Consider the following 13,102-nt stretch of genomic DNA (forward strand, 5'->3'; position numbering starts at 1 on the left):
CACGGACGATAACAATTCCTATTATAGGAGACAATGGTGGGATTTTATCTAAGTTTCCTTCGACACATCTTTTATAGGTTTAAGGCATTATGTATAGGTTTGTCGATTAAATTATTTAAATATAGCTCTGTCTTTTAATGCATAAATAGATACTTTTTAGGTATTGCTTACGTGAACAAGGGTGAAAACATATACTGCAATTACTTAGCCTCATTTAGTTTTAAAAAGGAGTGGCAAATGTGGATACACAAGTAGCGTGGATTGATGATATTCATCGCGTAACATTAAAACCGAATAATATTTCTTCTCTAATTCATGAAAATTCTCCCAAAATTTATTGGCCAAAAAAAAACATATATTTTATCGGAAAAATAAAAAATGTAACCGGTTCATCAGCTGTTAATATTGAATTTCCTGATTTGCTTCCAATGGGTGAAATATTAGAATTAATATGGGGTGATGAGACTTTTCCAGTCTACCCAAGGACAGTTGTTCGTACAAAATGGTTTGATGAAACTTATTCTGCGATTGACGAAAAGTTAGGGGCGTATTGTATAAATGACATCACATATTTTTCAATTTGGGCACCAATTGCCACATCGGTAATATTATATTTGAATAATATGGCAAAAAAGTTAAATCGACAAAAAAAAGGTATATGGGTCTGCCATGTAGATGGGAATTGGCATGGTTTTGCTTACGAATATGAAATTACTGTCAACGGAAAAACGATGCGTATTAATGATCCTTACGCAAAATCAATGCTTGCCAATAGTAAAAAAGGTGTGGTTATTGATTTCTCCAAAACAGAGCAAATCACTGCAAAAAGACCTATTATAGAAAGTTTACAGGATGCCATTATTTATGAATTACACGTTAGGGACGCAACCATTCATCCAGATAGCGGCATCAAAAATAAAGGAACTTTTCTTGGTTTAAGTGAGATGGGAACAACTACGAAAAATGGTTTTTCCACTGGATTCTCCTATATTAAAGAATTGGGCTGTACACATATTCAGCTTTTACCAATCAACGATTTTGCTCGTGTGAACGAACTTGAGCCAAAGGAGCAATATAATTGGGGATATGATCCATTATATTTTCAAGTACTAGAAGGAAGTTATGCTATCTCTCCTAATGATCCGATATCTAGAATTGATGAATTTAAAAAAATGATTCATACATTTCATCAAGAAAATCTTTCTGTCATATTGGATGTTGTTTTTAATCATGTATTTATAATGGAGGAATCACCGTTTGAAAAGATTGTTCCCGGATACTACTTTCGCTATAACGAGGATGGCAGCATCAGTAATGGAACCGGTGTCGGCAACGATCTAGCTACCGAGCGAATAATGGTTCGAAAACTCATTTTAGATACGATTGATTTATTTTTAACGGAGTATCAAGCGTCTGGTTTCAGATTTGACTTAATGGGTGTGATGGATATCGAGACTATGAAAGAAATCATTCGCCGCTGTGAAAAAGAATCCATCCCAATTATGTTGCTTGGAGAAGGTTGGGATCTAGCAACGGCGTTGGAGCCAAATAAAAGGTCAACAAATGTAAATTCAGATCAATTACAAGGCATTCGATTTTTCAACGATTCTTTTCGGGATACTCTGAAAGGAAATTTATTTAATGCAGCTGATACTGGCTATGTAAATGGTGAAGGTAAATTTGTGGAACGGCTGCCTAACATTGTGATGGGGTCAAATCTTGAAAAATTAAGCTGCGTGCAAACAATTAACTATGTAGAATGCCATGATAATCATACTTTATGGGATAGATTGATCTTAACAAACAATCATGAAAGTGAAGTTGTAAGAAAGAAAATACATCAACTCGCTACCGGTCTGACTTTATTAAGCCAGGGCGTTCCATTTATACATGCTGGGCAAGAATGGTTTAGAACAAAGGAAGGGATCGAAAATAGTTATATTTCTGGAGATGGAATAAATCAATTAGATTGGACGAAAAGGGAGATAGAGGAAGAAAACATTAAGTTTGTTCAGAAGCTCATTACATTGCGAAAAAAGTATGACGTCTTTCGTTTAAAGACAGAAGAAGAAATTAGAAGGAGAGTGCACGTTTTAAATACTCCCAATCCTTTATTCGCTTACACATTATTCGGTAATGGTGAAGATTTTACTATTTATATTAATCCGACTAAAGAAAACTATAATTTGCAATTACCGTCCTCAGGTTTATGGCAAGTAGAGGCAACAAATGATGTTAAAAATGCTCGTCATGAAATTGAAGGAGAATTTATAGATGTTGGCCCCTATGAGTTAGTTGTGTTAAAAAAGAAAAGATAGGCTAATCAATATTAAATTGATAAAAAAGAAAAAACCGGGAAGAATTTCTTCCCGGCATTTATTCTGCTTCATTTGCGACAAGGAAATCTGGATTAATCTCCTCAGCCAATTCGCTGTCAGTTAATTCTTCAGTCCAATCATCATCTTCTTCATCATCACATGGACATTCGCCTGGGTGTACAGCAACACAGACTTTCGTTTCACCTATGACTTCCACTAGAAACTCTCTTTCAGTGCTTACTAGAATCTTATTGCCCTTTTTGGAAATCACTGCTTCTAAACAATTAGGCTGTTGGAGAACTCGTGCAGATACTATTTTATCATCTAAGCAATCAGGGTCTTGATAATGAAGTGCGATGACATCTTTATAATCCACTCTCTCCGTTGCTACTGATGTTTTCGTGTTATCATGGTGGGAATACCAAACATTCATATCAAAAGAACCGCTTACCTCGACTTTTTTGCCGACTTTGCGCGCTTCATATTTATGATTGATAATCCAGCAGCCTAAAATGCTCGAAGGATGATGTTGCGGACTGATCGCATTGTTGGAATTTGTATATTTTTTCCCTTTCGCCACGACCGCTTTTGTTATTATTTCTCTATATTCTGCCATTCGAGCGAACCCTCCTCATTCATTTTCCCTTCATCGTATGCATCTCTCTAGACGAATGTGCTTATTACGTGAAGGCTAATTCACTAGGTCTATCTACGATATTGTATGTAAAACAATGGATTTTGTTTAAGATCTACCCTTGATTTCGATGAATTGGGCTCAAGAAAAAGCCATTATTCACAATTGAATAATGGCTTTGCCTTTACGAACAGCTGGACTCGCTATATTTAATTTTAGAACCTGTTTCACCTGAAAGCAAGTCGCCACCAGTTGAGATTAAGATTTCATCTGTCACTTTATTAGATATGGCGGATGCAACCATTTGCAGTAAATCATTTACGTCGATTTGTGACTGCTTAAATTCTTGTACAATAGGAATTTCATCAAGTTCAGCTTCTAGCTTTTCAAGTTTTTCTTCTGTTAATTGTAATGCTCTATCTTTACCATAGTGTTGAAAATTAACTGCTTGTTTTTGTAAGCTTTTAATACTCGCTATCATTTCTCGGACTGATTGATTTTCATTAATTTGAGCTTCGGCACGTTTAAAAAAATCAACCTCTTCAGTCTCTGCTATCATTTTTGCTAATTCATGTGCTTGATTTAATATATCCTCTTTCGTATATTTCACCATATTATATCACCTCTACCGATTCTAGTTCTTCAACCATCTCGCCATCTAAGGTCCATGTTTTTGCTTCTTTTATTTTTACATTTACTAATTGACCAATAGCTGTTTTTGGCCCCTTAAAGTTTACAAGCTTATTTTTTCTTGTATACCCAGAAAGGATTTCAGGATTATTTTTACTTTCGCCTTCAACAAGCACTTCAACAATTTGACCTTTAAATTTTTTCATTGCTTCACGGGACATTTCATTTACAAGATCATTTAAACGTTGCAAACGTGCTTTCTTCACTTCCATAGAGACATTGTCCTTCATTTTCGCAGCAGGAGTCCCTTCCCTAGGCGAGTAAATAAATGTATAGGCAATCTCAAAACCAACTTCTTTATAAAGAGACATCGTTTCTTCAAATTGCTCGTCCGTTTCGTTTGGAAAACCAACAATGATATCTGTAGAAAGTGAAACATCAGGAATGGCTGCCTTAATTTTTCTTACAAGTTCAAGATATTGTTCTCTCGTATACTTACGTCCCATTATTTTTAATATATCACTTGAGCCGGACTGAACTGGCAGATGAATATGTTCAACCATATTTCCTTTTTTGGCAAGCACCTCAATCAAATGATCATCAAAATCACGTGGATGACTAGTTGTAAAGCGAATTCTAGGGATATTGATTTTTCTTAAATCGTCCATTAAGTCACCTAAACGATAATCGAGATCTTCGAAATCTTTACCATATGCATTGACATTTTGTCCAAGCAACGTGATTTCTTGATAACCATGCGCTGCCAGCTGGCGTACTTCCTGGATAATTTCTTCTGGACGCCTGCTTCGCTCTTTCCCTCTTGTAAAAGGAACGATGCAATATGTGCAAAATTTATCGCAGCCGTACATGATATTTACCCAAGCTTTAATATTCCCTCTACGAACTTTCGGGAGGTTTTCAATGACGTCGCCTTCTTTTGACCATACTTCAACTACCATTTCCTTCGACATATATGCTTCATGTAAAATGTCTGGAAGACGATGAATATTATGTGTACCAAAAATCATATCAACGAAATGGTGTTTCTCTAGGATTCTGTTAACGACAGATTCTTGTTGTGACATACATCCACAAACACCTAGTAATAAATCGGGTTTTTCTAATTTCAAAGATTTCAAATGACCTAGTTCGCCAAACACTTTGTTTTCAGCATTTTCTCTGATTGCACAAGTATTAAGTAAAATCACATCTGCATCTTCAACTGTATCTGTAGCCTCATAACCTAAGTCAATAAAGATTCCAGCCATGACTTCTGTATCATGTTCATTCATTTGGCAACCATAAGTGCGTATATAAAATTTACGGCCCATGCCCATTCCTTGATATTTTTCATCTATTTCGAAATCATTATGATACGCAATCTCCTCTCTTCCACGCCTTCTAGCATCCTTCATGGATGGAGGAACGTACACTGTTTGAAAATATTGACTATAATCCTTTTCCTTTTTCAGGCTAGGAGTAGTAGATTGATTAACTTGTTGACTTTCTAAACGTTGTTTCTCGTTCATGAAAATCCCCTTTCTTATCATCACACCGTCGATGAACGAAAATGTTTATATTTAAATGTATCCATTCTATTAGTATATAGCCTTTTATTTTTGAATACAACATAAGGCCCATTTTGTTAAATAAAATTCGAAAAGACTTGATTGCATTTGAGCAACCAAGTCCTAATTAAACACCCTTATACATTTTCGATTATTTATCTCGGCTCAACAATAAGCTTGATGGCTGTTCTTTCTTCACCATCAATAATAATATCTGTAAAAGCAGGTATACAAATTAAGTCAACACCACCTGGGGCGACAAATCCCCTCGCAATCGCTACCGCTTTCACTGCTTGATTCAATGCCCCAGCCCCGATTGCTTGAATTTCTGCACCGCCTCTTTCTCGGAGAACACCTGCCAGCGCGCCCGCCACGGAATTTGGGTTGGATTTTGCTGAAACTTTTAATATTTCCATTTCTTGTTCCTCCTTGTCATTTCCCCATAGCGATTGTCTTGTCATTCTCAATCGCAGTTAACCTTTCCATTGTTACTATATTCAGGTAATTTATGAACTATTCCGGATTGTCCAAAACTAGAAAGGAGAAATGCTCATTGACGTACAGGCCCTATAGGATGTAGGTCTGTCGACTTCGCCAAGGATGTGGCGGCAATTAGTCGACATTCCTTATTGGCCCAAGTCTTGTGATAAAGGAAACATGGCAAGAGCGGAAAAGCAGAAGGTGCCCGAAATATAAGGAAGGTTAATGACGCAACCACCTGTTGCAGGCTCAGCGGAAGCGACCGTCCTGTCGCTTCGCCTGCACTAGTACTTCCCTTTAAGTCGCAACTCCTTCCTATCTGCGTTCTGGGGGCCCGCGACAAGCAAATGTTCTGAGGAAAAAAATCTGCATTTTGACTTTATTGCCACTCGTTTATAACATTGAGGGGGGGCTGATGCTGGAGCTAGACATTCAAGGTTAAACTTCAATATACAGACCTAAATAAAATTAATATTTTTTTATCTACAAAAATATGGATTTTATTTATTCTTAAAACATTGGCTGATCATCATTGATTAGAATTGTTTTTATATTTAATGCTTTTCCAGATTGATTATCGACATTGATCAAACATGCACTAAGCTGTTTTCTTCCGGTCTTTGGCACCTCAAAGCGGGAAGGCAGAGCTGTTATGAATTTTTTTATCACCGCTTCTCTCTCCATCCCTAAGATTCCGTCATATGGTCCTGTCATCCCGACATCCGTCATATACGCTGTTCCATTTGGGAGAATGCGGTGATCCGCTGTTTGCACATGTGTATGTGTACCGATTACCGCTGATACTTTCCCATCTACATACCAACCCATTGCTTGTTTCTCACTTGTCGCTTCTGCATGGAAATCAACAAAAATAATATTTGTTCGTTTTTTTGCGATTGCTATGAGTTCATCCACCTTTTTAAAAGGGCAATCAAGAGGAGGCATAAAAGTCCTCCCTTGCAGGTTAATGATTGCAACCTCAAGAGAATTCATTCTAATAAAAACCAAACCATTTCCAGGTGTATTATCTGGGAAGTTAGCTGGCCTTACTAAGTATTTTGCAGTATCAATAAACTCAAAGATATCTTTGTTGTCCCAAGCATGATTTCCGAGAGTTACAGCATTTGCGCCTGCTTCTAAAAATTGCTTATAAATTTGTTCAGTTATCCCTCTTCCACCAGCAGCATTTTCTCCATTCACTATGGTTAGTTGAGGATGGTATTTTCTTTTTAATGCGGGAAGATGTTCTTTAATCATTTCCCTACCAGGCGATCCTACTACATCGCCAACGAATAAAATGTCCATATATATCCCTTTCTACAGTTAAGTTCCATCTATTTATATATTTTATCATTATAGACACAAAAAAGCAGTGTGAGATCACACTGCTTATTTTGCATATTCAACAGCCCTTGTTTCACGAATGACGGTTACTTTGATATGTCCTGGATAATCGAGGTCATCCTCAATTCTCTTACGGATATCACGAGCTAGTCTATGTGCTTCCAAGTCATTGATTTGTTCTGGTTTTACTATTATACGAACTTCTCTACCGGCTTGGATCGCAAATGACTTCTCTACCCCATCATACGACTCGGAAATTTCCTCCAATTTTTCAAGGCGCCTTATATAATTTTCTAGCGTTTCACTTCTAGCCCCTGGTCGTGCGGCTGATAGAGCATCTGCAGCAGCTACTAGAACTGAAATAACAGATGTAGGCTCTGTGTCTCCATGGTGAGAAGCAATACTATTAATGACAACGGCATGCTCTTTATACTTAGTAGCAAGCTCAATACCAATTTCAACGTGGCTTCCTTCCACTTCATGGTCAATGGCTTTTCCAATATCATGAAGCAGACCTGCACGGCGGGCGAGAGTTTCATCCTCTCCCAACTCTGCCGCTAAGAGACCTGATAGAAAGGCAACTTCCATGGAATGTTTGAGAACATTTTGCCCATAGCTTGTCCGGTATTTCAGTCGCCCAAGAATTTTGATTAAGTCAGGATGCAATCCGTGAACTCCCACTTCGAATGTCGTTTGTTCACCAATCTCACGAATGTGTTCATCCACTTCCCGTCTTGCTTTATCAACCATCTCTTCAATGCGTGCTGGATGGATCCGACCATCTTGAACAAGTTTCTCCAACGCAATCCGAGCAGTTTCCCTCCTGATTGGATCAAAACCGGAAAGTATGACCGCTTCTGGTGTATCATCTATGATGAGATCTATCCCTGTCAATGTTTCAAGCGTCCGAATATTTCGGCCTTCACGACCAATAATCCGACCTTTCATTTCATCGTTAGGCAGATTGACGACGGATACTGTTGTTTCAGCTACATGCTCCGCTGCACAACGTTGAATGGCAAGAGATAGAATATTCTTAGCTTTCTTATCCGCTTCTTCCTTTGCTCGCATTTCACTTTCTTTTATCATAAGTGCCGATTCATGTGCTAATTCCTTTTCAACACCTGATAAAATGATTGATTTTGCCTCATCACGAGTCAAGCCTGAAATGCGTTCTAGCTCACTTTTCTGCTTGCGGATCATCTCATCCACTTTGCTTTCCATCTCTTCAATATGTTGTTGTCTTTCATTAAGAGATTCCTCTTTCTTTTCAAGCACGTTTTCGCGCTTGTCAAGGGTTTCGTCTTTCCGGTCGAGGTTCTCCTCCTTTTGCAATAAGCGGTTTTCTTGTTTTTGCAATTCGGTTCTTCTATCCCGAAGTTCACGTTCAGTTTCAGTTCGAAGTTTATGATTTTCATCCTTCGCTTCTAACAGAGCTTCTTTTTTCATAGATTCCGCTTCACGCTTTGCGTCTTCCAATATTAACTCCGCAGAACCTCTAGCACCTGTTATTTTTGCTTGAGCAAATGTTTTAAAGATGAAATAGCCAACAACTACACCGACGATAAGGCTAAGCAAAGTGGAGATGATGATTATGATCGTAGTACCCATAAATTCACCCCCTCTTGCTATTAACTTGTATCATGTTTTTAACATGTCGGCTGGTACATTGTTACATAGGTTTCAATATACTGAGCCAAGCTCAAAATTTTCATGCGAAAAAAATGTAAAATATACATGTTAATTTTATAGTTGTGGCGTTTCATTGTCAAGGGATGTTCATTTTATGAATAGCTTTTTGAATATCTTGAAATTAAGAGAAAAAAGCAAAGCACCATGGCTCTGCTTTTTAAACTTATTAATCATTTAATAAACTAAATTCTTCCTGCGGGTCTACCTCTTCTTCTGGGGCAATTTTTTCTTTATCCAATCCGTAGTGCTCACGAATTTTGAACATAATTTCATTTCGAATTTCAGGGTTTTCTTTTAAGAATTGCTTTGCATTTTCCCGTCCTTGCCCAAGGCGCTCTTCATTATAGGAGTACCAAGAACCACTCTTTTGAACAATATCAAGTTCAGATCCCATATCAATGATTTCGCCCTCGCGGGATATACCTTCACCGTACATAATATCTACTTCAGCCACTCGGAATGGCGGAGCTACTTTATTTTTGACTACTTTTACTTTCGTCTTATTCCCAACAATATCTTGACCTAGCTTTAGCTGTTCAGCACGGCGAACTTCAAGACGTACGGAGGAATAGAATTTCAATGCACGTCCTCCTGGAGTTGTCTCGGGATTTCCAAACATAACTCCAACCTTTTCACGAATTTGATTAATGAAAATAGCAATTGTATTCGATTTGTTGATCGCACCTGAAAGTTTACGAAGAGCTTGGGACATTAAGCGCGCCTGCAATCCTACATGTGAATCTCCCATTTCTCCTTCTATTTCAGCTTTGGGCACTAACGCTGCAACTGAGTCAATAACGATTATTTCAATTGCACCGCTTCGGACAAGTGCTTCCGCAATTTCAAGCGCCTGCTCACCCGTATCAGGCTGAGAAAGCAACAACTCATCAATGTTAACGCCCAATTTTTGTGCATAAACTGGATCGAGCGCATGCTCCGCGTCGATAAAAGCAGCTTGGCCGCCGTTTGCTTGCACTTCTGCAATTGCATGAAGGGCTACCGTTGTTTTACCAGAGCTTTCCGGTCCATAAATTTCTATTACACGTCCACGCGGATAGCCGCCAACTCCTAACGCTACATCAAGTGCTAATGAGCCGCTTGGAACAGTGGATATTCTCCGGTCAGTCTGCTCTCCAAGCTTCATAATAGATCCTTTACCGAACTGCTTTTCAATTTGTTTTAACGCCATATCTAATGCTTTCTGACGATCACTCACTTAGTTTCCTCCTTATACACTTATATTCTATTAAATAAAGTGTGGTTCATATCAAAAGCTAACTTAAGTATACAAGTTTTTATTTAGTTTGCCAAGCAAAAAGCGAACATTTATTCGATATTTTTCAAACGGAAAAATAGCCCATTTTATATAATTAGTAAATGAAATAAACTGTTTTCTGAGTGGCTTGTCGTTAAAAATCTACTTTTTATTATTTTTGGATGAAATTTCAAACTATTATTTTTCGCTGAGTTGATTGTAGTGAAAAGCGTGGACTATTGCGGGGAAAGCGAACAGGTGAGACCCCGCAGGAGCGAGGAGGCTCACCGTTTGCGCCGCGGAAGCGTTTAAAGAATAATACAAAAAAGAGGATGTCCCAAAAGTTAGACTTTTAGGACATCCTCTTAAGGAAGATCTATTTTTTAAATTCTTGCAGCAAATAATGACACCCATACATAACAGATCTCTTCTGATTGCCATTCCTAGAACCTGCTAAGTTAAGAAGATAAGCATTAGCTGGTTTATTATCAAATGATATTCCAATCCATACCGTACCTGCTGGATGGCCTTCTAATGAATCAGGACCTGCCACTCCAGTAAAGCTAATGCCTATATTTGTTCCTAACATGCCTCTAACATTTTCGGCTAATTCGATGGCGCATTCTTTACTTACCGCGCCAAATTGATCTAGCGTTTCTTTTTTTACATTACATAACTTTATTTTTGCATTATTAGAATAGCAGACAATGCCTCCAATTAACATTGTACTTACACCGACTATCGAAGTCATTTCAGATTGAAAGAGTCCACCGGTCAAACTTTCTGCGCATGCAATCGTAAGTTTCTTTTCTTCTAGTATCTTCAGAAGTTCTTTCATAATTGATGTTTGGTCATATCCATAAAAATACTGTCCAACTCTATCATTTACTTTTTGTTCCATTGCATCAATCATTTTATGAGCTTCGCTCTCGGAATGATGCCTGGCGGTTATTCGTAATGTTACTTCATTATCTCCCGCAAGTGGCGCTACCGTTGGGTTTGTTTGTGAGTCGAGAATATCTTCTATTTCTACTTCAAGCTGTGATTCTCCGATTCCAAAATAGCGTAAAACTCGAGACTCTATTCTCTCACGCGATTCTAATTGATCTAATATAGCTAAACGGCCATACTTACGGAACATCGGCTGCATTTCATGAGGCGGTCCAGGTAGAAGCATATAAGAGTATGGTTTATTATGTAAAAACATTCCCGGCGCCATTCCATGTTCATTTGGAAGCACCTTAGCTCCGTCAAGGACAAGTGCTTGCTTTTTATTGTTTTCTGTCATCGTGCGACCTGTTTTTTGAAAGTATGAGAGAATGGTTTGCATAGCATCTTCATCAAGGACAAGATGTGTCCCAATATGTTTAGCTATTGTTTCCTTCGTAAGATCATCCTTTGTAGGACCTAATCCCCCAGTAAAAATAATTAAGTCTGCTCTTTCTTCGGCATGTAAAATAGCTTTTTCAAGCCGAACAGGGTTATCTCCTACAACGGTATGATAATAAACGTTTACCCCTATTTCAGCAAGCTGTTCTGAAAGAAACTTTGCGTTTGTGTTTACGATTTGTCCTAATAACAATTCTGTTCCAACCGCTATGATTTCTGCATTCATATATGCAAATCCTTCCCTCTTAAATTCTATTTTGAATGTTTGAATATTGCCCGATTCTTATAAAAATATTCGTACCCTGACCATACTGTAAAAAATAAGGCCACCCACAAAGCAATTGTATCTAGTGGAATTCCAATCGCTTCAAAAAAAACATTATGTAGTAGTAAAAGTGAGATCGCAATAATTTGAGTCCAAGTTTTGATTTTTCCAAGCATATTCGCAGCAACAACTTCTCCTTGGCCTGATAAAATCATTCTTAGTCCCGTAACAGCAAATTCCCTGCTGATAATAACAATCACGATCCATGATGGTGCGAGTTGCATTTCAACTAGGACAATGAAGGCGGCAGATACAAGAAGCTTATCTGCAAGTGGATCTAGAAATTTCCCTAGATTCGTAACTAAATTAAGCTTACGTGCGTAAAATCCATCAATCCAATCAGTCACAGAAGCTATGATAAAAATAATAGCTCCGATTAAATGAGACAATTCAAGCTCAGTTCCAGGCATGCTCACCTTTCCCCAGTTAAAGGGAACTAACATTAAAATTAAAAAAATAGGGATTAAGATTACTCTTGCTACAGTGATTTTATTCGGTAAATTCATTAAAAAATCCTCCTCAAGCATATAGAACATATATCTTTTAAAAAACCGCCTTTAAGGCGGTATATACTTCATTCATTTTTTTGGAATTGAATAATGATATTTTGTACAATATTTTCTGTTGGAGACAATTCGTACTCTAATAATTCTTCATTTACATAAATTTCGGTTTTTGTTGTATTCCCAGCTCTAATGAATACATTTGAATCATCAGTAAGATCAAATTTTTGACCTATTCCATCTTTTAGCTCACCTGAGAAAAGTACAACGTTTTTGCTATTGGTGATTTCTACCCACGTTGCACCATCAGAGGCAGCCTTCACTTCCACTTCAAACTTATCCGCATTTAGTAAGTTATACGTAGTCGTATTACCATTAACAGTTTCCATAGTAAGTTCCTGCTGTACTGTTTCATCAGGAACAGACTCTTCTTTTCCTTCATCTGCAGGTGGCGTTTCATCCTCTTTCTCGTTTGCTGGCTGCGTAACTTCACCTGATTCTTTAATATCAACAGCCCCATTATTATTGGTATTTACCCCTGATTTATCGCCAAAGTCGATATATTTAGTAACTAAAAACCAGATTAATACTAGTAAGGCGAGGACAAAAATAGCTGTAATTATTTTCGGAAAAAGTTCCATAGCTTTGGAACTGCTCGGTGATACTGATCTTCTAGTTTGAGTTCGGGAAAGCTGCTCAGTTAAATTTTCTTCGTATGCGAGAGGAATTTCGTTTTTATGTTCTTCAAATAGAAGCTCTGGTTCTAGTCCTACAGCCTCTGCATATTGCTTGATAAAGGCCCTTGCATAAAATTTACCGGGCATAATATCATATTTTCCTTCTTCTATAGCGAGAAGATATCTTTTTTGAATCCTCGTAATGTTTTGCAGTTCATCTAAAGTAATGCTTTTTTCTTCACGAGCCATCCGAAGTCGGCTCCCTAATTCTGTCAATGAAAACACCT

General features: G+C 37.8%; 11 protein-coding genes. 1 reads left to right on the forward strand and 10 read right to left on the reverse strand.

Annotation, left to right across the window (positions count from 1 at the left end; genetic code table 11):
• Positions 1-239 precede the first annotated feature (239 nt).
• Positions 240-2,318 (forward strand): type I pullulanase, encoded by a 2,079-nt coding sequence (gene pulA / locus KHA96_RS04985; protein WP_213128163.1) that lies wholly within the window; start codon positions 240-242, stop codon positions 2,316-2,318.
• 58 nt (positions 2,319-2,376) lie between these two features.
• Here the strand turns inward: pulA and cotE are convergent, their stop codons facing one another.
• The 10 genes from cotE to KHA96_RS05035 form a co-directional block, all read right to left on the reverse strand.
• Entirely contained in the window at positions 2,377-2,934 is a 558-nt protein-coding gene (gene cotE, locus KHA96_RS04990) for an outer spore coat protein CotE (RefSeq protein ID WP_213128164.1), read from the reverse strand.
• 202 nt (positions 2,935-3,136) lie between these two features.
• A complete protein-coding gene (locus KHA96_RS04995; protein WP_213128165.1) occupies positions 3,137-3,565 on the reverse strand; it encodes a YlbF/YmcA family competence regulator in 429 nt (142 codons plus the stop codon).
• 1 nt (position 3,566) lies between these two features.
• The gene (gene miaB / locus KHA96_RS05000) at positions 3,567-5,111 is read right to left on the reverse strand and encodes a tRNA (N6-isopentenyl adenosine(37)-C2)-methylthiotransferase MiaB (RefSeq protein ID WP_213128166.1); all 1,545 of its coding nucleotides are present in this window, start codon (positions 5,109-5,111) and stop codon (positions 3,567-3,569) included.
• 194 nt (positions 5,112-5,305) lie between these two features.
• Positions 5,306-5,566, reverse strand: coding sequence for a stage V sporulation protein S (gene spoVS / locus KHA96_RS05005; RefSeq protein WP_213123282.1), 261 nt, complete (start codon positions 5,564-5,566; stop codon positions 5,306-5,308).
• Between the two features lie 574 nt (positions 5,567-6,140).
• On the reverse strand, positions 6,141-6,935 hold the full coding sequence (locus KHA96_RS05010; RefSeq protein WP_213128167.1) for a TIGR00282 family metallophosphoesterase: 795 nt from the start codon (positions 6,933-6,935) through the stop codon (positions 6,141-6,143).
• Between the two features lie 84 nt (positions 6,936-7,019).
• Positions 7,020-8,585: a ribonuclease Y gene (gene rny, locus KHA96_RS05015; protein ID WP_213128168.1), complete on the reverse strand. Its 1,566-nt coding sequence runs from the start codon at positions 8,583-8,585 to the stop codon at positions 7,020-7,022.
• Positions 8,586-8,832: 247 nt separating this feature from the next.
• On the reverse strand, positions 8,833-9,882 hold the full coding sequence (gene recA / locus KHA96_RS05020) for a recombinase RecA (protein ID WP_213128169.1): 1,050 nt from the start codon (positions 9,880-9,882) through the stop codon (positions 8,833-8,835).
• A 415-nt stretch (positions 9,883-10,297) separates the two neighbouring features.
• Positions 10,298-11,536: a competence/damage-inducible protein A gene (locus tag KHA96_RS05025; RefSeq protein ID WP_213128170.1), complete on the reverse strand. Its 1,239-nt coding sequence runs from the start codon at positions 11,534-11,536 to the stop codon at positions 10,298-10,300.
• A gap of 26 nt (positions 11,537-11,562) precedes the next feature.
• Complete coding sequence (gene pgsA / locus KHA96_RS05030) at positions 11,563-12,141, reverse strand: CDP-diacylglycerol--glycerol-3-phosphate 3-phosphatidyltransferase (RefSeq protein WP_213128171.1); 579 nt, start codon at positions 12,139-12,141, stop codon at positions 11,563-11,565.
• A gap of 68 nt (positions 12,142-12,209) precedes the next feature.
• Positions 12,210-13,100 (reverse strand): helix-turn-helix domain-containing protein, encoded by an 891-nt coding sequence (locus tag KHA96_RS05035; RefSeq protein WP_349305680.1) that lies wholly within the window; start codon positions 13,098-13,100, stop codon positions 12,210-12,212.
• Positions 13,101-13,102 lie beyond the last annotated feature (2 nt).

It is taken from the genome of Bacillus sp. FJAT-49711, assembly GCF_018343715.1.
Lineage (GTDB): Bacteria > Bacillota > Bacilli > Bacillales > Bacillaceae_C > Lederbergia.

Bases quoted from the DNA above. Each gene is read 5' to 3' on its own strand.
- KHA96_RS05025 (WP_213128170.1), bottom strand. From the start codon at position 11,536: ATGAATGCAGAAATCATAGCGGTTGGAACAGAATTGTTATTAGGACAA.
- cotE (WP_213128164.1), bottom strand. From the start codon at position 2,934: ATGGCAGAATATAGAGAAATAATAACAAAAGCGGTCGTGGCGAAAGGG.
- spoVS (WP_213123282.1), bottom strand. From the start codon at position 5,566: ATGGAAATATTAAAAGTTTCAGCAAAATCCAACCCAAATTCCGTGGCG.
- rny (WP_213128168.1), bottom strand. From the start codon at position 8,585: ATGGGTACTACGATCATAATCATCATCTCCACTTTGCTTAGCCTTATC.
- KHA96_RS04995 (WP_213128165.1), bottom strand. From the start codon at position 3,565: ATGGTGAAATATACGAAAGAGGATATATTAAATCAAGCACATGAATTA.
- KHA96_RS05010 (WP_213128167.1), bottom strand. From the start codon at position 6,935: ATGGACATTTTATTCGTTGGCGATGTAGTAGGATCGCCTGGTAGGGAA.
- pgsA (WP_213128171.1), bottom strand. From the start codon at position 12,141: ATGAATTTACCGAATAAAATCACTGTAGCAAGAGTAATCTTAATCCCT.
- miaB (WP_213128166.1), bottom strand. From the start codon at position 5,111: ATGAACGAGAAACAACGTTTAGAAAGTCAACAAGTTAATCAATCTACT.